General features: G+C 55.4%; 16 protein-coding genes. 2 read left to right on the top strand and 14 right to left on the bottom strand.

From position 1 onward, the window contains the following. Positions 1-137: 137 nt before the first annotated feature. Genes CHR62_RS02610 through dctP form a run of 3 tightly spaced genes read right to left on the bottom strand, consistent with a single transcriptional unit; the run spans position 138 to position 2,981 of the window. Positions 138-1,457, bottom strand: coding sequence for a TRAP transporter large permease subunit (locus CHR62_RS02610; RefSeq protein ID WP_093969642.1), 1,320 nt, complete (start codon positions 1,455-1,457; stop codon positions 138-140). A gap of 12 nt (positions 1,458-1,469) precedes the next feature. Continuing rightward, positions 1,470-1,979, bottom strand: a complete 510-nt coding sequence (locus CHR62_RS02605; protein ID WP_123659914.1) for a TRAP transporter small permease — start codon at positions 1,977-1,979, stop codon at positions 1,470-1,472. A 30-nt stretch (positions 1,980-2,009) separates the two neighbouring features. Beyond that, entirely contained in the window at positions 2,010-2,981 is a 972-nt protein-coding gene (gene dctP, locus CHR62_RS02600) for a TRAP transporter substrate-binding protein DctP (protein ID WP_123659913.1), read from the bottom strand. 203 nt (positions 2,982-3,184) lie between these two features. Between dctP and CHR62_RS02595 the strand changes: the two genes are divergently transcribed. Continuing rightward, positions 3,185-4,639: a 3'-5' exonuclease family protein gene (locus CHR62_RS02595; protein WP_123659912.1), complete on the top strand. Its 1,455-nt coding sequence runs from the start codon at positions 3,185-3,187 to the stop codon at positions 4,637-4,639. 3 nt (positions 4,640-4,642) lie between these two features. Here CHR62_RS02595 and CHR62_RS02590 read toward each other — a convergent pair whose 3' ends face one another. Continuing rightward, positions 4,643-5,524: a lipid A biosynthesis lauroyl acyltransferase gene (locus tag CHR62_RS02590; protein ID WP_093969645.1), complete on the bottom strand. Its 882-nt coding sequence runs from the start codon at positions 5,522-5,524 to the stop codon at positions 4,643-4,645. A gap of 297 nt (positions 5,525-5,821) precedes the next feature. On the opposite strand from CHR62_RS02590, the gene CHR62_RS02585 reads away from it, so the two are divergent. Then, the gene (locus CHR62_RS02585; RefSeq protein WP_233574815.1) at positions 5,822-6,208 is read left to right on the top strand and encodes a hypothetical protein; all 387 of its coding nucleotides are present in this window, start codon (positions 5,822-5,824) and stop codon (positions 6,206-6,208) included. A 33-nt stretch (positions 6,209-6,241) separates the two neighbouring features. Here CHR62_RS02585 and CHR62_RS02580 read toward each other — a convergent pair whose 3' ends face one another. The 10 genes from CHR62_RS02580 to pth all read right to left on the bottom strand — a co-directional run bounded on the left by CHR62_RS02580 (position 6,242) and on the right by pth (position 20,342). Then, positions 6,242-9,280: an RNA-directed DNA polymerase gene (locus CHR62_RS02580; RefSeq protein ID WP_123659911.1), complete on the bottom strand. Its 3,039-nt coding sequence runs from the start codon at positions 9,278-9,280 to the stop codon at positions 6,242-6,244. Positions 9,281-9,365: 85 nt separating this feature from the next. Further along, positions 9,366-11,708: a restriction endonuclease subunit S gene (locus tag CHR62_RS02575; RefSeq protein WP_123659910.1), complete on the bottom strand. Its 2,343-nt coding sequence runs from the start codon at positions 11,706-11,708 to the stop codon at positions 9,366-9,368. After that, positions 11,701-12,741, bottom strand: coding sequence for a YhcG family protein (locus CHR62_RS02570; protein ID WP_123659909.1), 1,041 nt, complete (start codon positions 12,739-12,741; stop codon positions 11,701-11,703). Before CHR62_RS02570 ends, CHR62_RS02575 begins: the two co-directional genes overlap by 8 nt. Beyond that, on the bottom strand, positions 12,738-14,213 hold the full coding sequence (locus CHR62_RS02565) for a class I SAM-dependent DNA methyltransferase (protein WP_123659908.1): 1,476 nt from the start codon (positions 14,211-14,213) through the stop codon (positions 12,738-12,740). Before CHR62_RS02565 ends, CHR62_RS02570 begins: the two co-directional genes overlap by 4 nt. Before the next feature lie 25 nt (positions 14,214-14,238). Then, positions 14,239-16,629 (bottom strand): EcoAI/FtnUII family type I restriction enzme subunit R, encoded by a 2,391-nt coding sequence (hsdR, locus tag CHR62_RS02560; RefSeq protein ID WP_123659907.1) that lies wholly within the window; start codon positions 16,627-16,629, stop codon positions 14,239-14,241. A gap of 105 nt (positions 16,630-16,734) precedes the next feature. Then, positions 16,735-17,052 carry a helix-turn-helix domain-containing protein gene (locus CHR62_RS02555; RefSeq protein WP_123659906.1) on the bottom strand — a complete coding sequence of 106 codons (318 nt, stop codon included), beginning with the start codon at positions 17,050-17,052 and terminating at the stop codon, positions 16,735-16,737. Positions 17,053-17,498: 446 nt separating this feature from the next. Continuing rightward, positions 17,499-17,597: an Arm DNA-binding domain-containing protein gene (locus tag CHR62_RS15970; protein WP_370318029.1), complete on the bottom strand. Its 99-nt coding sequence runs from the start codon at positions 17,595-17,597 to the stop codon at positions 17,499-17,501. A 255-nt stretch (positions 17,598-17,852) separates the two neighbouring features. Next, a complete protein-coding gene (gene ychF / locus CHR62_RS02540) occupies positions 17,853-18,944 on the bottom strand; it encodes a redox-regulated ATPase YchF (protein ID WP_093969646.1) in 1,092 nt (363 codons plus the stop codon). A 35-nt stretch (positions 18,945-18,979) separates the two neighbouring features. Further along, positions 18,980-19,753 (bottom strand): type II CAAX prenyl endopeptidase Rce1 family protein, encoded by a 774-nt coding sequence (locus CHR62_RS02535; protein WP_123659905.1) that lies wholly within the window; start codon positions 19,751-19,753, stop codon positions 18,980-18,982. After that, on the bottom strand, positions 19,746-20,342 hold the full coding sequence (gene pth / locus CHR62_RS02530) for an aminoacyl-tRNA hydrolase (RefSeq protein WP_123659904.1): 597 nt from the start codon (positions 20,340-20,342) through the stop codon (positions 19,746-19,748). The genes CHR62_RS02535 and pth overlap by 8 nt, the downstream gene beginning before the upstream one ends. Positions 20,343-20,368 lie beyond the last annotated feature (26 nt).

Genomic DNA, 20,368 nt, shown 5'->3' with positions numbered 1-20,368 from the left:
TCTCACGGCGCGTTTTCTTGCGTTTGCCGACGTACTCGGCTTCGGAAAAACTCAACTGGCTCATCGGGTTCACTCGGATCGGGCTGTTTTCAATAACTTATATTCTGACAGGTTCGTTGGACTTGTTCAGAGGTTCCCTAGCCTTTTTGTATTAAGCTGGGCAACCAAAGCCCAATTTCGGGGAAAAACAAGACCGCCAGCAAAACGCCCATTTCGATGATGATAAAAGGCATGGCGGCCTTGTACACCGTTGTAATACCTACTTCGGGCGGCGCAATGCCCTTCATGACGAACAACAACAGTCCAAACGGCGGCGTTAAAAAGCCCATCTCCATGGTGATGAGATAAATAACCCCTAACCAGACCAGGTCGATACCCAACGCGTTAGCTACCGGGATGAACAGAGGTACGGTAATCATGACCATGCTGACCTGATCAATGAAGCACCCCAACACCAGCAAAATCAGCATCATCATGAGCACGACAGTGAACGGGTCGGCCCCGGCACTGGTAATCAGACTGACCATGCCACTGGTGGCACCCGAAAACGCCAAAATTTGACTGAACGTGGTTGACGCCATGATGATGAACAGAATCATGGTGCTGGTTTTAGCCGTTTCAGACAGGGTGTCTTTGATGACCTTAAGGTTAAGGCAGCGATAGCAGGCCGCGGCCACAAACGAAGCTATTACACCCAGCGCTGCTGACTCGGTTGGTGTAGCAATACCGGCCAGCAACGACCCCACCACAACCACCAAAATACCCGACAGCGGTACGACGTGAATAAGGAACGGCATCCATCGCTCGGCCATGGTGCGTTGCACCGGTTCGTCGGCGGGGGCATCTTGCGGCCGCATTTTGGCGCGCACGACGATGTAGCCAAAGAACAAAACGGCCATGATCAGGGCAGGAATGATGCCGGCCATGAGCAACCGCGAAATAGATATACCCGCCAGACTACCCACCAGTACGGCCAGTGCCGACGGTGGAATAAGCATGGCTATAGCACCCGTAGCCATAATCGGCCCCATAGAAAGCGTGGGGTGATAGCCGCGCCGCAGCATTTCGGGCATCAACGAACGCCCCAGCATGGCGGTGTTAGCAATGGTAGAGCCCGACAACGTGGAAAACACTGTACCCGCCACAACGGACACCACAGCCATGCGACCTGGCACGCGCGTGATCAGGCGCTCGATGGCGTCAATGGCCTTGAACGCCATACCCGAATGCAGGAGAATTTCGCCCATTAAAATGAATAATGGAATGGGCGCGAGGTTGTAATTGGTGATGGCTGTGACGACATTGCGTGTCATTTGCACCAAGCCAATTTCACCATTTAAAAACACAATGGCGCCAATAACGTTTACACCAAAAAAGGTCACGGCAACCGGCAAGCCCAACAACAGAAAAAACGCCAGCGCACCGACAAGCAAAGCTAAAGCAGAGGTCCAATCCATAGTGAAGTCCGGTTAGCGGGAATCGGTAACAGCATTCCGGCCAAGCCGGGCTTTGACCAACAACAAAAACTCGATGACCATGAAGAACATGCCAAAAGGCACGAAAAAGGTCACGAGCCACTCGGGTACCGTGAAAGACTTGTACACCAGGCTACCGCGCTCGAAGGCACGCCAGGTCGCCAGTGCACTGTAGTAAAAAACAATAAAACAAATGACACTACCCAGTAGCGCCGCAACCACCCCCACCCAACGCGCCGCGCTTCTGGGCAAGGTCGAAGTGATAATGTCGACACTGACGTGCGCCCCTTCGCGCAACACCCAGGGCGCAGCAAACACCGTAGCCACATAGATGGCATATTCCATGAGTTCGATGACCCAGGCCAGGCCGGCACCGGTGACGTTGCGCATTAAGACATCGGCGCCAATAAACACCGCCATCAAACCAAAAATGGCACCCGAAATAATGGCCAGACCTGTAACCACTGCGTTATAGGCCTGGCCAACAATGTGCTGAGACGACATATAGGTTTTGTTTTTTACGTTGAAACGCGATTAGTTCTTACTGAGTTTTTCGCGCAAGCGCGCGGCGGAGTCAGGGGCAACCTTTGTCACCTGTGCCCAGCCAGCTTCCCGGGCAGTGTTCAGCCACTTCTCGCGCTCGGCGCCTTCAAGCGTGTAAACCTTCATGCCTGCAGCGGCCTGCTTCTTGACCTCTTCGGCGTTAATGGCTGCATTTTCGGCGTTGGTCGACTCGAGCCATTCGGCCATCTTGTTGAGAAAGGCACGCTGATCGTCGTTTAAGCTCTTCCATTTGTCGAGATTAAGCAGAACGTTGACGTCGACGTTATAAAAGCCCGGGTCGACGCGTGCTTTGGTAACTTCGTGCCAACCCAGGTCGAGAATGCCCTGGATAGGCCAACCGTAGCCGTCGGCCACACCGCGCTCAAGCGTTGTGTAGACCTCGGAGGGCGGGGTTTGAATACTGTTGCCATTGAGCGCTTCGAAGAAGGCGCGGTAAACCGGCGTAACCCGCAGCGTTAAGCCAGACAGATCTGCCTTGGTGACGGGCTTGTTGACATACAAATGGAACGGAACACCGTCGCCGGTACGCGCCAGATACCAGGTATTCATTTTTTTATTGTGCAGCTCGTTGATCAGTTCCCAACCGCCGTTTTTACGCAGCTCTTGCATGGTGTAGTCTGACAACTTGAGGGCATCGCCCTCGGGCAGAAGGTTGGAATAAAACGCAGTCGTTACGAACGCCATATCGACCACACCGGCAGAAACCGCGTTGCCGATTTCAAAGGGTGGAATAGCTGAAGGCCCACCAATAAGGTTAATTTTTACGAGGCCTTTACCCTCGGCATTGACTTTCTCAACGAAGCGTTCGAAGGGCCTCGCCACGGTAGACCCGGGCTGGAATGCAGTAACCGCGCGTAGCGTGACTTCTTGGGCCGCGGCAGGGGCCGCGCTGAACAGCATACCTACAGCCAAAGCGGCCGCAAGCTTGTTGAGTAGCTTCATGGTTGTCTCCTGTGTCTTGACGACTTTGAGTGTTTTCTCAAGTCTTGCACACTGCAAGACAAATGAACACTAGGGGTTGCCCCATGAAGTGAAAAGTCAGGCCGACTGTCTTGTTGCAAAACATTGTCACGTTAAATTCGGGCAAAAATACCGTTGTTGGCAACATCCCCCGCTATCATGTGCGTACACTGCCTGCGAGTGATATGCCTGCCCCTGACCGCCCCCTTGCTTTTGTCGACATTGAAACAACCGGTGCAACTGCGACCCGAGATCGGGTAACAGAGGTTGCCGTGATTACATGGGACGGTGTTGACACCACTACATGGTCGCAACTGGTCAACCCCGAAACCCGTATTCCGGATTTAATCACGTCGATAACGGGCATCGACAACCTCATGGTTGCCAACGCACCGCGTTTTGCAGACATCGCCCACGACCTGGCGGCCCGACTACAAGGCCACGTTTTCATTGCACACAACGCACGCTTTGACTACGCATTTTTAAAAAACGAATTTCGCCGCGTCGGCATTGATTTTCGGGCCCCGGTGCTTTGCACGGTAAAGTATTCGCGTCGCCTGTTCCCAGAGCACCACAAACACAATCTCGACGTCCTCATCGAACGTCATGGACTTAAAGTTAGCCAGCGCCACCGTGCCTTGGGCGATGCACAAGCCATTTTTGATTTCTGGCGCCTGACCGAAGCACAGTTTGCGACTGACCACCTGGAGTCTGTGCGCAAAGCCTTGCTGTCTCGTCCGGCACTACCCAGTCATATCGACCCCGATCTGATCGACAGCATTCCTGACCGTCATGGCGTTTACCTGTTCTATGGCGAAAACGACTTGCCCATTTACGTGGGCAAAGCCAACCGGCTACGTCAGCGTGTGTTGTCGCATTTTTCGGCCGACCATGCCATCGCCAAAGAACTGACCTTGTCGCAGCAAGCCCGCCATATTGAATGGCAGGAATGCGCTGGCGAGATTGATGCCCTCATTACCGAAGCACGGCTGGTCAAAACGCTACAACCTACACTCAACCGGCAATTGCGACGCAACCGGGAACTATGCTCGTGGCTGGTACCTGCCGAAAGCATTGATCAGCACGCGCCCCGCCTAGTGTATGGCCGAGATCTTGACCCAGGGCACCAGCCCAACTTATTCGGACTGTTTAACTCGGGCGCCGAAGCAAAAAAAACATTGAACGCTATTGTTAAAGAAGCCGGCCTGTGCCCAATGGTGCTGGGCCTTGAAAAAGGCGCTGAAGGCAAACCCTGCTTTGCCCGACAGCTAAAGCGCTGCCGCGGCGCGTGTTGCGGCGAAGAGTCGGCCGCGCAGCATTACGTGCGGCTATTGGATGCCCTGGCTGGCTTGCGGGTTAAGTCCTGGCCCTTTGAAGGCCCTGCCATTTTGCGGGAAGGCAATGCGGTTCATGTCATTGATGGCTGGTGTCATTTGGGCACAGCCCGCTCTGACGAGGAGCTACGGACCTGCCTGAGCAACGGCCGACCAGGCTTTGACCGCGACACCTACCGGATTTTGATCAAGCACCAAGCGAAAATGCAGCGCCTGCCAGCCGCATTCCAGTCTGAACTAGCTGACGCCGCAACATTTCTTGAGAACATGGATGAACAAATTAGCAACCGAGGCCGAAGCTTCTAGTGCTTACAGGTAAACGGAAGGCTCAGCGTCAGGGCGTCGCTTAAACCTGCGATGCACCCAATAGTATTGTTCTGGTATCCGTCTGATTTGTTCTTCAAGAAACTGATTGGTGGTTATCGCGTCGGCTTTGTCGTCCCCGCTGGGGTAGTTTTGCAAGGGTTCAAAGATTTTCAGTGCATAGCCCTGGTAATCGGGCCGCACCTCGGTCACAAACGGGACCACGCGGGCACCGCTGATCTTGGCCAGACGGGAAACCGCCGTCAGGGTGCAGGTTTGAATGCCAAAGAAGGGAACAAATACCGAGTCTCGCAGGCCAAAATCCATATCGGCGGCAAGCATAATAGGCTTGCCTGTTTTCAAAACGCTCAGGGTCTGGCGGGCACTGGCACTGCGGGGTAGCATCACAGTTCCAAACCGCGATCGTTGCGTATAGGCAATTGTTTCCATCGCCTTGTTTGACATAGGCGTGTACAGCGAAGCCACGCCGTGCAAGATGGAGTAATACATACAGCCGGCTTCAATCGCGGCAAAATGAAAGCCCAGAAAAATCGTGGGTTGTTCGTAACTGTCCGCCAGTTCAATGGCGCTTTCCAGTGTGCTCAGGTCAAGCAGCGTCTGTCCCCTGCCATACCATTGCACGCCGCGCTCAAGGTAGCTGCGAATCACGTGCTGGAAAGTCGCCCTTCCCAAAGTATCCAGTTCCTGTTCGCTTTTTTCCGGAAAGCACAGCCGAAGATTGGTTTGCAGGATGCGTTTGCGTTTTCCGGGGAGGCGGTAAAGCAGGGAGCCCAGAGCGTGCCCCGTTCTTGCGACCCATCGGTAGGGCAGGCTGGCTAGCAGCCGCAACAGGCCGGAAATAAGTACGTGCTGGATTTTTTCACTCAAGACGGGTGCTCAGGAAGGTATACCGGGTGGTTTATCCCGGGTGAAGTATGACCTGACAGGATACAGGATGAATGTGTCATCGCTGCATAGGGCAGGATAAAACGGTTATGACGCAGACCGCTGAAGCCTGGATCAATACGCGATGAGGTGCAGGGAAACGGGCCGCTATGGCCCGTTCTTTGGAGAACGCTCATGTCAGACGACCACACCCGCCACAACTCGCTGGGGCAGCGGGCTGGGTAGGAAACGGTCCAGCGCGTTCCAGTCGTGCTTCGGCTGACGGAGTGGATCAGTCTGGTGGGCCAGCACCACGACCCTCTAACCGGCCATCTACTCAGCGAGCTATATCAGGTTCACGAAAGCGCCCTGCACTGCCAGCAGACCCGCGCGCTCGATGCCAGTCTGCCCGCGCTATTACAAGCCTATATCGGCCACGAAAACAACCAGGTGGAGCGGGTGGCCATTCACATTCAGTCCTCGCTGGCGCATGCGCCGGAGGCTGCCTCCATTGCGACCAACGATCAATTCCGCGATGACGATGATTTACCCCCGGCTCCGCCGTCGCAGGCGAGCGAGGCTACCAACCCACTGCCATTATCTGGCGATTCCGCTAGCGGCACGCTTGTTCCGCAACACACCGGGCACGAACGGCTGAAAGTGACGTCGACGCATCTGGAAATCTGAAATTCAATGAGCTAACCAAGCTAGTGTTCAGAGTCACACGCTATCAACTGTAGGCAACACTTTGCGTTGGTAGTCCATCGCATCGTTGAACCCATCCGGCACCGGTTTGAAGGGTGTTCCTGGTGAACGGTGACTGCTTTGGAATTGACGCAAAGTTTGCACATCAATTTCGCCAATCACGCAGTAGTCGGTGACACCACCTTTGACCCGCAGCACATCACGCTTCCAACTGTCCTTGTAAGGGGCCCGGATGCGGCTGTCGCCGTACTGTCTATCATTGCACTGGATGATATAGGCATGGATATCCAATGCTGCGGACTCAACCAATGCATTGAAGGTTTCGGTATCTGGATTCCATTCCGGCACGAACAGCGCATCCACTTTGCCACGCAGATCAGCGCGATAGCGAATGTTGGTCAGTTCACTGCAAATCAACATGGTGAAGCGTAAGTCGCCGTGCTGAATGATGGGCGGTGTTTTCCACGCCTTGTCCGGCTTCATTTCCAAACCGGCCAGGCGCTGTAACTCCTGCTCCTCACGTAGGGCGGGTCGCTGCTTGTCCTGACGGTAAATCATCAACGAGGGAAAGCCCAGACCGTCATGGGACAGCGCAGCCCAAACCTGGTTGCGAACTCGCGACTTGCTAGCGTGCAGGTATTCGATGCCGGTAATCAGCGAAATGCCTCGACCTTGCAGCTTGCGAGCGATACGGATGAACCAGTGCGCGGGCAGTGCCAACTCTGGCAGAATCAGGTAGCGGCTGTCTCTTGGCTGGGCAATTACGCCATCCAACAGACGGCAGAGGCGAACATAGCGTTCGCCATCAGGATCCGGCATGCGCATCACACTGGCTGTCCAGCTGTCCAAATTTGTCTGCCAACTGGAGACGGCAATACCGTATTTCCTTGGGGTGACACCATCTGGTATCTGCAGTATGTCGTTTTTATCGAAAAGAGGCGCTTTATCGCCCAGCTCAAAGCCTCGTACAGACAGCACCACCGCCTGCATGTCGTCCTGTGTCACTTCTGAATAGGCTTGGCGATTCAGGATAAACAGCTCAGGCAGATTGAAGGGGCGGGTCGCAAACGGCAGCCCCTGGGGCAAATCCTTAAAACCAATCCACTGGGCGAGAGTCCGCGTTCCTTTTAGTACAGAGTCAGGCAGCAAATCAGCAGCACTGTCGCAACCTACAACGCTCTTTTTAGCAGGAATACCGCGCTGGGCCACCATCTCCTTCGGCAGGCCGATGAAACGGAATGGCATATGGGCGAGGTCAAGCGAGAACAGACGGGCTTGCTGTGTTTGAAAGCCTTTGATAGATAATGGCCAAGCCAGAAAGACATTCAGGTCGATGGCAGGATGACAGTTGGCCATATAGGTTTGCCACGCCTGCTTTCCCGCTTTGGATAAGCGGGGTGGGAATGCGGCTGTTATGCTTTCTCGGATGCTGGTAAAGAGCTGCCCTTTCCAGCGCCCCAGCATCTGCGCAGCGTTCGGCCTATCCTCCCCTTCGGGCCACGCTTTGACCACGATATCGCATTGCTCCTGTACCTGATGGCAGAGTCTCTGTAGCGCTTCGATGATCCGGCGCAGATCTGCAAAGTCTTCACATGCGGTGGCTAGGCGAATGACTCGGGGCAGATAGACAGCAAGGTCGAAGAACTGCGGTAATACAAGCACGTGCTGGGTGAAGGCACGGAAGAACGCACGACGATGTGCTGCCCAGGCTTCGGGCAACAGATCGCGTTCATATGCTTCGAAGTCGCGCAGTTTGATGGCGAAACCAGCCCGACGCATGGTGAGCGCATCCGCCTTGCGCAGATTGTCGGCGGCCTCGCCGTCGCTTTGTGTGGCGGCCAACAGGTCGGTGCCGACATGCGTAGCGGACCGCGGCAGCCGCGGCATGGCCCGCCACTCACTGGCGCGTTCATGAATCTGATGCGCAATGGCGTCCACCAAAGTCTTGCCCGTCTCGCCTACCAGGATGAATACCTTGTTTTTGCCATTGGCGAAATGCACCTGGCTTTTCCCTTCACCCTCGCTGAGGTATGTCGGCTTATAGCCAATCTGCATTTTGCCCTGGTCCACCCAGCCTAGCGTCTCCCGCGACCGTCCAAACAACCATTCCCACAGCAACGCCGTCGACGCGAAGTTCGCTCCGTTTTCCATGACCAGCAAGATGTCATCGACGTAGCGCCCGTAATAAATGGGGGCAACCTGTTGCTCTATACAGCGATCCAGCTCAACCAGCGCCATGTTGGCGACAATGGCCGATGCTGGCAGCCCCACGGGTAAACCCTTCTTCAGCGGTGTTGCAGCCGCCCACGCCTGCAGGGCACGTATGAACAAGCGATGGAGCTTGACTTGGAATTCAGTTAGCTCAAGTTTCAGTACGTCATTGATAAAATCCGGGTGAAGCATGAAGCCTGGATTCAGCTCGTGATAGAAGGAACTGACATCCGCCGTTAATGCCACAATCTTTTTGTCGGCATCCAGCGCGGCACGCATGGCGGCAATGCCCTTGTCACGCCAGTCGCGGAAGGGCTTCAGATAAGGCTGGAACGAGCCAAGCGACAGCTTATTGATGTCTTTGCCATTTTGCGTGCGGCGCAAGCGGTTGCCATATGCGCACTCGCTCAATCTTGCATCGAATAACTGCCCGACTTCCAGCATCCATAAGGTGGAGAGCACATGAAAGTCCAGGCTACATCGAGCCATTATTCGGAATTCGGCTTTGGGCTTTTCTGGCAGCTCCTTCTCCGCCAATGCTTTCAGCGCATGTTCCCACTCATCATTGGGTGAAGAGAAAATCAATCCATTGCTATTTTCTTTCTTGTACTTCGCCCAGCAGTCCATCTCGACAGACTTGGTAGCCAGCGTCCAAGTGCCGATGAATTCCGGGGATGTCACCCAGGCTTCATCCTCGCCATTGATCTTATCCTGCAGCGCAGAAAGGTTGGGGTGCAAACTCTCTTCATAACTCGCAATTGCATCCAGCGAAGCATTAGACGAATAATAGAGATCCACTTTCGCTTTGCGATAGGCGAGGCCCAGATCTTGTAGGTTAGTCATTTGATAATCTCATTACCGGCGTGAGTCTTTTTGGGCACATCCCAGCCTTGCGAACGTGTCTTTCCCTACCATGCAAAATTCACCGTTAATCAAAGCCCAACCTTGATTGCTGCACGGTTCTCGGTGGCAGTCCTTGAGGAATGATGTGCTCTCTGCGCAGCCAATCAAGCCATCGACCAAGCTCGGCTGGGGTGAAGCGTGCTTTGCGTTCGTGCCAGTTTTCGCGAACATCGGAGATGATCTGCATATCAGTCGGTTGAACACCGTCGATTAAAAAGTCGTTCCAGACCGCGAAAAGTGTGGCGATGATTTCGACTTCTTCGGTCTTCTTGTCTGCCAGGGAGTAGATCAGACGGTCAAATTCAGTCTTCTGGCTGGGCGTCATCAGGGCTTCGGCTTTCGCAGCAGGCTCCAATAATGCTGGCAAGCAGCGGTACTCCGTCTTTTTCCTGCCGTTGGCCAAGGTCTTTTCATCGACCTCGAACCAGCTCTTGCCCTGACCTTGTCGCTCGAAATCATAAATCCAGGTATCCAGTGGTCCTGCAGCTTCACGCTCGGGCTTCAGATCCAGATCCAGGCCAATATGCGCTTGCGCTAGGTACATCATCTTGGCGGCAGCAGTTCGGCCGAAGTATTGGGCGTTGGCAAGTTTGTTGATCACATAGCAGCCGATGCTCGCGCGGTAGGTGGCGAGGTCAATAACTTGGGTTGTTGAACGTGATAATCGCTGAGTGTCTTCAACAGCTCCACCTTGCGATTGCGCACGAATCAGAGCACTAAGCAATTCTGTCTGCTTGCATGTGGCGGCGTCGATCTGTTGATCCAGCGAATCGCATAAATTCATCAGCTGATCGATGCGAGCGACGATGTGGTGTTGTTCTGCTAGGGGTGGGAGTGGAATTAAAAATTGTCCAAGACTCTCAAGGTTTAGCTTCGGCATTTTTACACGATTCTCAGCCAGCCGCACTTGAGTCAAAAACGTTTCGGACAGAATAACTTTGAGCATAAAATCTGTGTGTGCATGACATACGATTGGATACATGTCTGCACTGCAAAGACCATCGTATGGTGCGACAACAGCCTTGTTCAATGAAGGACGAATTTTCGAGTAAAGAATTTGCCCTTTGTAAAAACGGTTATTAGGGCCAGTGGCCCCTGACTCTGCAACTGTTCTATGCAACAACAATCTGCCCATATCTTTTTCGATCGAGTCAGGCGCAATCTGATTCTCGTCTGGGCAATCCCCAGCGGAGACTAGTTCAGACTTTACTGTGTTGGGGGCGAAAAATCTTACCCACTCCCACCCCTGCGGCAACGCGTACGGCTTTTCTCCTTCTGTCACTGGTGGCAAGGGCTTGGGCTTTTTGATCTTGCCTTCCTTTACCAGCCGCTGTTTCTCGGCCTCGATCTCTTTCAGCAGTTCGCTGGCAGGCTGATCGTCAGAGTTCTGCGGGACGAGTTTGCCCATCACCGCCAGTTGCAGGATGGCCTTGCGCAGTTCGGCGACGTTTTCCTTGACTGCGTAGAGCTCGCCGAAGTGTTCAGCGAGGAAGGTTTGGGCGAACTGGTGTTGGTCGGGTTCGGCGATGTTCAGCAGTTGCTTGATGGCTGTGGCATGAACGGTCAAACGTGCTCCCTGCTGTGCACTACGCAGTTTTTCCAGCTCATCACAACGTGCCATCAGTTCGTCGATTTTGGCGATGATGCGGTGTTGCTCCGAGTTTGGAGGCAGGGGAAAAGCAATCGAAGCAAGTGCCTTGCTCGACATATTAGATATTCCAACCCCCTTTCTATAACTATTTATTTCTCCGCTGGCGTTAATCTTCTCAAAAAAGCGATAAGCAAAATATGGGTTAACGTCTTTGTATAGCCGTGCACGATGCACATGGTTCTGGAAACAAATTTCTTCAGGTAGCTCCCAGACAGCAGCGCGCCCCGCCTCTCCACCTTCACAGATGAGCAAGTCACCTTTTCGTGCAGAGCATTTATCTAATTCATCTTCACGAATTAGCATTTCCCGGATGTTATTCAGCTGAAATTTTCCCCAGTAAACATTAGATGTAGTGATGTACTTCCTCGGAAGTCCAGTATTTCTACCGCCATCAAGGGTTTTGCCAGAGTTGTGCTGGGCAATTTCTCCAAAACGCACCCACTCCCACCCCTGCGGTAGCGAATAAGGCCTTTCTTCTTCCGTCACCGGTGGCAAGGGCTTGGGTTTCTTGATCTTGCCTTCCTTCACCAGCCGCTGTTTCTCGACTTCGATCTCGTTCAGCAGTTCGCTAGCAGGCTGCTCGTTCGGAGCTTGCGGCACCAGCTTGCCCTGCATAGCCAACGTCAGGATCAACTCGCGGAGTTTCTTGACGCCGTCGGGTGCGGCAAAGGCAGTGTCAAAATGCGTTTCTAGTAATTCGGTAGTGTGCTTATTCATGCTCGCCCCCCAGTTCGCGTTCGATCTGTTCGATGCTAGGCAGGCTGGTTTGTAGTTCTTCAGGCAGGGATTCGATCAATTGGTATTCCGCCACGCCGATGGGCTGGGTCTTGTCGCGCAATGCGTATTCAGCCACCACGGTGTTCTTGCTCTTGCAGAGCAACAGACCGATGGTGGGGTTGTCCTGTTCGGCCTTGACCTGCATATCGACTGCGGTGAGGTAGAAGCTCAACTGGCCGAGGTGTTCCGGTTTGAACTTCTCGGCTTTCAGCTCGATGACCACGTAGCAGCGCAGTTTGAGGTGGTAGAACAACAGGTCGATGTAAAAGTCGTCACCGCCCACTTCCAGATGAACCTGGCGACCAACGAAGGCGAAACCCGCACCCAGTTCCAACAAGAACTGGGTGATGTGCTTGACCAGCGCTGACTCGATTTCCCGCTCGTTGGCTTCCTGGCCAATATCCAGGAAGTCGAACAGGTAAGGATCCTTAAGGGCTTGCCGAGCCAGATCGGTTCCCGACGCGGGGAGACAGTCGGCGAAGTTGGTGATCGCCTGGCCTTCCCGCTCCAGCAGGCGGGATTCGATATGGATTTCCAGTGTGGCGCGAGACCAGCCGTGCTCCACGGCGCGCTGGGCATAGGCCAGGCGTTGTTCTGGCTGCTTCAGCCTGGCCAGCAACACCAGGTTGTGGCCCCAGGGCAATTGTCCAACAGCCTGTTGGACAATTGCTGCGTCCGGCCAAGCGTCGGCGAAGGAGCGCATATACATCAGGTTGGCGCGGGAAAAGCCCTTCATCTCGGGAAAGGCTGTCCTGAGGTCGTGCGCTAGCCGCTCGATGACCTTGCCCCCCCAGCCTTGCTCGGCCTGCCGCTGCAGGATGTCACGGCCGATCTGCCAGTAAAGCTGCACCAGCTCGCGGTTGACGGCAAGCGCGGCCCGCTGCTGGGCACTATGGATGCGGTTCTTCAGCTCGCCCAACCAGTTGGCGTAGCCTTCCGGGGCTGGAACGAGGGAGACGGGCTTGTCGCTCATTCCGCCTCCTGGCTGGTGGCCTTGAGCGCGGCCAGCAGTTCGGTTTTCAGCGCTTGCTGAGCGGCCTGCAACTGACGGGTGATGGCCTGGTATTCGGCCATCAGTTCGTCCGGGTCACCGAATTCGACGGCCACCTCGTGCGGGTTCTTGCAGTCTAGGTTGTAGTTGCGAGCGGTAAGATCCTTGGCCGAGACCTTCCAGGCATGTTCGGAGGTCTTGCGCCCCTTGCGTTGCGGGCCGCCCCACCAGGTTTTCTCAAGATCGAATTCCTCAATGGTCAACGGCTTGGAGCGCGAGTAGCTCTTATAGCCTGCCGGGTAGGGATGCTCGAAGAACCATACGTCCTTTGTAGGGCCGCCCTTCTCGAAGAACAGGATGTTGGTGGCGATGCTGGTGTAGGGGGCGAACACGCCTTTGGGCAGGCGCACGATGGTGTGCAGGTTGAACTCATCCAGCAGTTCGCGCTTGAGCGTAGTCTTCACCCCCTCGCCAAACAAGAAGCCATCCGGCAGCACCACGGCGGCGCGGCCGGTGTCGTGCCTGAGCAGGTGCATGATCAACGCCATGAACAGATCAGCGGTTTCTCGGGTGCGGTACTTGGCGAGAAAATTCTTCTCGATGCCATCCTCTTCCATGCCACCGAAGGGTGGGTTGGTGATGATGATGTCCACCCGGTCGCGTGGGCTGTAATCCTGGAGGGGGCGCGCCAGCGTGTTTCCATGCGTGATTTTGGGAACGTCGATGTCGTGCAGCATCATGTTGGTCATGGCCAGCATGTGCGGCAGGGGCTTCTTTTCAACGCCACGAATCTGTTCGGCCAGAAGCTTACGGTCGTCAGTGGTCGCTTCCTGTTTCTTCAGATGCTCAATCGCGCAAATCAGAAAGCCGCCCGTGCCGCAAGCCGGGTCGAGAATGCTCTCGCCGAGTTTCGGATCGAGGATATCGACCATGAACTGCGTGACCGAGCGTGGCGTGTAGTACTCACCCGCGTTGCCGGCCGACTGCAGGTCGGCGAGGATTTTTTCGTAGATATCGTTGAACAGGTGCCGGTCGCTGGACGAGTTGAAATCCACGCCCTCTTCAATGGAGTTGATCACCTGGCGCAGCAGCGTGCCGGACTTCATGTAGTTGTAGGCATCCTCGAACACTGAGCCGACCACCCGGCCTTGCGCGGACACGCCCGCCTTGGTGGCAAGCTGTTTCAAGGCAGGAAAGAGGTCGTTGTTGACGAAGTCGATCAGCTCTTCGCCGGTCATGCCTTCCGGATCCTTGGCCCAGTTGCTCCAGCGAAAGCGGCTTTGCAGCGGCGAGCGGTAGCCGGACTGGGTCAGTTCCCACTCCTGTTCCTTGTCGTCAAAGATCTTCAAGAACAACAGCCAGCAAATCTGGCTGATGCGCTGGGCGTCGCCATCGACGCCAACATCCTTACGCATGATGTCCTGGATGGCTTTGATAAGAGTAGCAAGTGACATGAATACTTCCTGGGTCTAGTTCCGGTCAGGCACGGTAGAGCTCACGCTCGAGCTCGCCCACGGCCTGTTGGTATTGGGTCTTGCCGCCAAAGGCACGCACCAGTTCGATCGGTGTGCCCAGGCGGTTGAAGGGAGCGATGGCGAGGATCTGCGTTTCCTCGATGGCGGCCACGCCTTCGTCGGCATACTTGTCGAGCAGGGCTTCGAGCACCTTTTGCGCCTGCTCGCCATACCTGGCGAAGTAATGGCGCTTCTTGACCTGCTCGGCCCGCTCCTTGCGCGTGAGTGGGGGCTGGTCCCAGGCCACGTGGCATAGCAGATCGAAGGGGTCGAAATCCTTGCCGGATTGCTTGTCCACCTCGTCGGCCAAAGCCTCGAAAAAGATGCCTTGATGAGCCAGCTCGTCGATGATGACCTGCTTCTTCTCGGCCTTGCTCCAATGGCGCAGGAAATCGTCGAGTGACGCGAACTCCTTGGCCAGGGTGTTACGGGTGTAATCCTTCAGGGACTCGGTGATCAGTTTGCCGTTGGCGTCGAAGTACTGCACCCGCTCGGCCACCACCTTGACCTCGACATTGGCGACAACGTAACGGCGCACGCTGCTGCCTTCATCGCCCGGCAGGGGTTCGGCTATGCCACCAGGAGACATGGGCTTGTCGTCCGGCGTGGGGTAGGTGAACTCATCGTCAGGTGACCCCTCCCCACCTTCTTCATCTGGAGGAAGCGCTGGCTCGCCGGGGCCTGGCTCATAAATTTGCACAGGATCGCCGTCGAAAGCCGGATCGGCGAACAGTTCGGTCGCTTTCTTGAAGTCGAGGATGGTGAACCAGTACTTGTCGAAGTCTTCATTGATGCGCGTTCCGCGACCGATGATCTGCTTGAATTCGGTCATGGACTGGATACGTTGATCCAGCACGATGAGCTTGCAGGTCTGAGCGTCGACGCCCGTGGTCATCAGCTTGGAGGTGGTGGCGATGACGGGGTATTTGCTTTCCGGAAAGATGAAGTTGTCCAACTCCATCTTGCCTTCTTCATTGTCGCCAGTGATGCGCACGACATAGCGGTGGTTTTGCGCCACCAAATCGGCGTTTTCGTTGACCAGGGCCTGGCGCATGCGCTCGGCATGGTCGATGTTGTCGCAAAAGACGATGGTCTTGTCGAAGCGGTTGCTGGCTTTCAGGTATTCGCTGATCTTGCGCGCAACCACGTGCGTGCGCTGTTCCAGTACCAGTGTCTTGTCAAAATCACGCTGGTTGTAGATACGGTCTTCGATCTCGTTACCGTGCTTGTCGAGCATGCCCTTGTCGGGACGCCAGCCGGTCAGGTCTTTGTCCAGATCGATGCGCACCACCTTGTAGGGCGCGAGAAAGCCATCGTCGATGCCCTGGCGTAGCGAGTAGGTGTAGATGGGCTCGCCGAAGTAGTCGATGTTGGATACGTCCTTGGTTTCCTTGGGCGTCGCGGTCAGGCCGATCTGTGTGGCAGAGTGGAAATACGTCAGGATCTCGCGCCAGGCCGAATCTTCGGCAGCGCTACCTCGGTGACATTCGTCGATCACGATCAGATCGAAGAATTCCGGGCTGAACTGTTTGTAGATGTTCCGTTCTTCTTCGTTACCGGTGACGGCCTGGTAAAGCGACAGGTAAATCTCATACGACTTGTTGGCCTGCCGCTTTTGGATCTTGGTCATCGCTGCGCCGAACGGCTTGAAGTCGTTGGTCATGGTCTGATCGACCAGGATGTTGCGGTCAGCCAGGAACAGAATGCGTTTCTTGGCACGCGACTTCCACAACCGCCAGATGATCTGGAAGGCGGTATAGGTCTTGCCTGTGCCCGTGGCCATCACCAGCAGAATGCGCTTCTGCTCCTTGGCAATCGCCTCGATGCTCTTGTTGATGGCGAGCAATTGGTAGTAACGGGGCGTCTTGTTGCTGCCATCGCTGTAGTAGTCCTGGGCCACCAGGGCCTGTTGCTGCGTACTCAGCCCTTGATGCTCTGCCCACCAGTGCCACAGCGTATCGGCACAGGGGAACTCATCCAGGCTCAGTTCGCGCTCGATCACACCGTCCTTGGCGATCTTGTTGTGAAACAGGAAGCCGTCTCCATTGCTGCTGAATACGAAAGGCACTTGCAGCATTTCGGCATAACCGAGGGCCTGTTGCATGCCCGAGCCGATGGCATGCTTGTTGTCTTTGGCTTCGATGACGGCGATGGGCAGGTTGGGCTTGTGGAACAGCACGTAGTCGGCGCGCTTGTGCTGACCTCGTGTGTGCAGTTTGCCGCGCACGATGATGCGCCCCTTGGTCAGCAGGAACTCTTCGCGTACTTGAGTCAGGACATCCCATCCGGATTTTTCTAGGGCAGGCGTGATGAACTTGGTGCAGATGTCGCGTTCGCTGAGCGTCTGCTTATTCATAGGATGTAACTCCCTCCATGCTGGCTTTCCCTTGTGTCTGCTTGTCATTAGATGCCCGGCGTCGCGACTCTCGCAGCGATCTCATCCCCCATGTATCCATGACACTCAATCCAGCACAACCAGAAACTCAGTCGCCAGCGCTGTCGGCTGAACATCCCGAACATTGCGCTGCAGCGAAACCAGGCCGTAATCCGACATCATCCGCAGGGTGCGCGACAGGTTCGGTACCTTGCGGCCGCTGAGTTTGGCCAGTTCGGTCAGGGACTTGGGTTGTTTATCATGGATCAGGCGCAGCAGACGGCGGTTGTCGTCCGACAGCACGGCGGCCAGCGACGCCAAGGATGGGAACCAGATGCTAGGAACCTCGCCGTCCTGCTGGGCCGGGCGATCCAGTTGCCGAACACCGACAATGCAGCGTTTCATGCGCATAAGTCCAAAGACACGTTGGCTTACAATGATATCACTTACTGATAATCGTTGACGAACTACCAAGGGAAGCCTTGATAAGGCAACACAAAATGGGGTCATCCAATAAAAATTACCTCAACACGCCAAAGTGACTACCCCATTACATACGCCCATCCTTCGGCAAAGACAAACGGCAAGGGAATTTCACTCGAGGGGCAACAGCCCTATCCAGAAAAGGAAAAGGTCGCCCGCCAGCAGTGCGGCGTCGTGCATCGACCCAGATCGCGTAGGTGAGCCGACTGGGCGTAGTGAAGCCCTTTGCGCTTAGGGGCGGAAACAGATAGCGCCCGCCACCCGTTATGTGCTGCAAGTCTTTCAGCACCACGATAGCATGCGTGGACAACAAACCGGCATGATCACACCGCGCTTTCTCTCGGGCAGAGTACCTCTGCGAGGCTTACTTAAGGAAAGCCGCCAATCGCAAAGAGGCTCTCCTTGCCTTGCAGGCGGTATTTCCACCGCCAGAGCTTGCCGCCGGTGGGCTTAAGCAGCAGGAACAAGCCCCGCCGTCTGAGAGTTTCCAATCTCGATCAGTTGATTTGGCCGACCTGATCTTGGCGTCGGTGAGTAGACTTTCGTGCATCGTTGGACTCCACTGCGGGGAGATGTACCTCCAGCGCTACCCCCGAATTTTTCAGACCTCAATGAACAATAGGAACGCTCAGTAGAACGTATTTTTTGGCAAGCCCTTGATTTCAAAAGGCCTGATCAATCCACCAAGCGCTACTGAACGCTCCTGAGTTCCCAAAAAATCGTCAGACGTTGAACAAGAAGTTCAACACATCCCCGTCTTTGACCACATACTCTTTGCCTTCGGCCCGCATTTTGCCGGCTTCTTTGGCACCTTGTTCGCCCTTGTGAGCGATGTAGTCTTCATAGGCAATGGTTTGGGCACGAATAAAGCCGCGTTCGAAGTCGGTGTGAATAACACCGGCGGCTTGCGGCGCAGTATCGCCAATATGGATCGTCCAGGCGCGGACTTCTTTGACGCCGGCAGTGAAGTAAGTTTGCAAACCCAGCAACCGGAAACCGGCACGAATCACGCGGTTCAGGCCGGGCTCGTCCATACCCATGTCGGCCAAAAATACGTTGCGGTCTTCATCGTCGAGGTCGGCGATTTCGGCTTCGACGGCAGCACATACGGCCACAACGGGCGCGTTTTCGGCCTTGGCGTACTCTTGCACTGCGGCTAGGTGCGGGTTGTTTTCGAACCCGCTTTCGATAACGTTGGCAACGTACATGCTGGGCTTGGCCGTAATAAAACACAGGGGCTTAAGCAAAGCCAGGTCGTCGGCATCGAGACCCAAAGACCGGATGGGCCGGGCTTCGTTAAGCGCCGGAATAACCTTTTCAAGCAGGGCCACCATTTTGATGGCTTCTTTGTCGCCTGCACGCGCCGTTTTCTGGTGACGCAGCAACGCCTTTTCGGCAGCCGTCAGGTCGGCAAGCGCCAATTCAGTGTTGATGACTTCGATGTCGGAAATTGGGTCGACGCGCCCTGCAACGTGAATGACGTTTTCGTCTTCGAAGCAGCGCACGACGTGCACAATGGCATCGGTTTCGCGGATGTTGGCCAAAAACTGATTACCCAGCCCCTCGCCCTTAGACGCCCCGGCCACCAAACCCGCAATGTCTACGAACTCGACGACAGCCGGCAACACGCGTTCGGGCTTGACGATTTCGGCCAAAGCATCGAGACGTGGATCGGGCACTTCGACCACGCCGACGTTGGGCTCGATGGTGCAGAACGGGTAGTTTTCGGCGGCAATGCCTGCTTTGGTGAGCGCATTGAAAAGAGTAGATTTACCAACGTTGGGCAAACCAACGATGCCACATTGCAAAGCCATGAGTATCCTGAAATTTGAACAATAAAAGGGCTATTTTAACTTGGCTGCCCCGAGACCGACGACAAGATCAGCCATATCACGAGGAGCGGGCCTGCATTGAATATGGCATGTAGCGCTACCGCTGCCCCAAACCCACGGCGTACGCGGATCCAGGCCAAAACCAGGCCGGTAAGCCACTGTGGCAAAACCAGCATGGGCATGACCCATAAGGGCGTTGCGTTGTACGAAAAATTACCCAGATGAATCGCGGCAAATGCCAGGCAAGACAAATGAATAACCCAGAAAAATACAGCGCGATACTTTTTTCGACGATGCCACATCCCGGCTGAAAACCGGGCTGTGGCACGCGCGTTAACCGGCCACCACGCGGCCAGCAACACCAACGCAACCAAAGCAATGGTTAACGCTTGCGGCCCGACAAACAAGGCACACAATGCGGCGGGCAATAGCCACCACAACTGCCAAAGGCGGCGCAGCCCGTAACGAAACACCAGCTCTTCGACCAGGGGCGCCCACAACACGGCTTGAAGCCACGGAATGCTGTCGAGCCGAAGACGGTGCTCGGCACCCCCTAACCCGGCGGCAGCGACGGCGATTGGCCCGAGCACCAACATGTTTAACAACCACAACAAACCGGCCCACTGAAACAGTCGCCCGATACGCAAACTTGGAAACCAGTCTTCGACCCAGCCGTCACGGGCGTGACGCCCAGGCAGTCGACCGAAATCGGGACGGCGCACAAAACGCACAAAGTCACGGAATTCGATGCCGAAATTAGGCCAACCGTCTGCGACAGATGGCCTAGCCACTGTTGGCCTCGTGCAATTGGTTCATGGCTTGCGGATATCGACCTTCGAGGAGCGCCGGCATGACGGCACGACAACGTTCTAGCGATTGCTCGATTTGATCGAGCTCTTCGCGACGCGGCGCATTAAGCACAAACGCCGCGACCTGCTGCGCCAAACCCAATGTGCGCGGGTGACCAATACCAATACGCAAGCGCCAGAAATCGGCACTGCCAAACACAGCCTGGATATCGCGCAGGCCATTATGGCCGGCATGCCCACCACCCTGCTTAAGCTTGACACTGCCCGGCATCAGATCGAGCTCGTCATGCAAGACCAGCACTTCGGGGGGGGTGAGCTTATAAAACCGCATGAGTGCGCCAGCCGACTGTCCGGATCGGTTCATGAAGGTGGTTGGCTTGGCTACGATAACCTGCTCACCCGCCACCCGCGCCTTGGCCACCCAGGCAAAGAAAGCTTTCTCGAGTGTAAAACTGGCGCGAAAATCGTCGGCCAGTTGGTCGGCCAACCAGAAACCGGCGTTATGACGCGTTTTCTCGTATTCGGCACCGGGGTTACCCAGGCCGATAATCAGGCGAATCGGAGGCTTCATTGCTGCCAACAAAAAGTATAAAGGGG

Source organism: Pusillimonas sp. NJUB218, from assembly GCF_003788685.1.
Lineage (GTDB): Bacteria > Pseudomonadota > Gammaproteobacteria > Burkholderiales > Burkholderiaceae_B > Neopusillimonas.
This window is presented reverse-complemented; position numbering and strand designations above follow the sequence as displayed.

Excerpts from the sequence above, each read along its gene's own strand:
- CHR62_RS02610 (WP_093969642.1), bottom strand. The coding sequence starts at position 1,457 with ATGGATTGGACCTCTGCTTTAGCTTTGCTTGTCGGTGCGCTGGCGTTT.
- CHR62_RS02605 (WP_123659914.1), bottom strand. The coding sequence starts at position 1,979 with ATGTCGTCTCAGCACATTGTTGGCCAGGCCTATAACGCAGTGGTTACA.
- dctP (WP_123659913.1), bottom strand. The coding sequence starts at position 2,981 with ATGAAGCTACTCAACAAGCTTGCGGCCGCTTTGGCTGTAGGTATGCTG.
- CHR62_RS02595 (WP_123659912.1), top strand. The coding sequence starts at position 3,185 with ATGCCTGCCCCTGACCGCCCCCTTGCTTTTGTCGACATTGAAACAACC.
- CHR62_RS02580 (WP_123659911.1), bottom strand. The coding sequence starts at position 9,280 with ATGACTAACCTACAAGATCTGGGCCTCGCCTATCGCAAAGCGAAAGTG.
- CHR62_RS02575 (WP_123659910.1), bottom strand. The coding sequence starts at position 11,708 with ATGAATAAGCACACTACCGAATTACTAGAAACGCATTTTGACACTGCC.
- CHR62_RS02570 (WP_123659909.1), bottom strand. The coding sequence starts at position 12,741 with ATGAGCGACAAGCCCGTCTCCCTCGTTCCAGCCCCGGAAGGCTACGCC.
- CHR62_RS02565 (WP_123659908.1), bottom strand. The coding sequence starts at position 14,213 with ATGTCACTTGCTACTCTTATCAAAGCCATCCAGGACATCATGCGTAAG.
- hsdR (WP_123659907.1), bottom strand. The coding sequence starts at position 16,629 with ATGAATAAGCAGACGCTCAGCGAACGCGACATCTGCACCAAGTTCATC.
- CHR62_RS02555 (WP_123659906.1), bottom strand. The coding sequence starts at position 17,052 with ATGAAACGCTGCATTGTCGGTGTTCGGCAACTGGATCGCCCGGCCCAG.
- ychF (WP_093969646.1), bottom strand. The coding sequence starts at position 18,944 with ATGGCTTTGCAATGTGGCATCGTTGGTTTGCCCAACGTTGGTAAATCT.
- pth (WP_123659904.1), bottom strand. The coding sequence starts at position 20,342 with ATGAAGCCTCCGATTCGCCTGATTATCGGCCTGGGTAACCCCGGTGCC.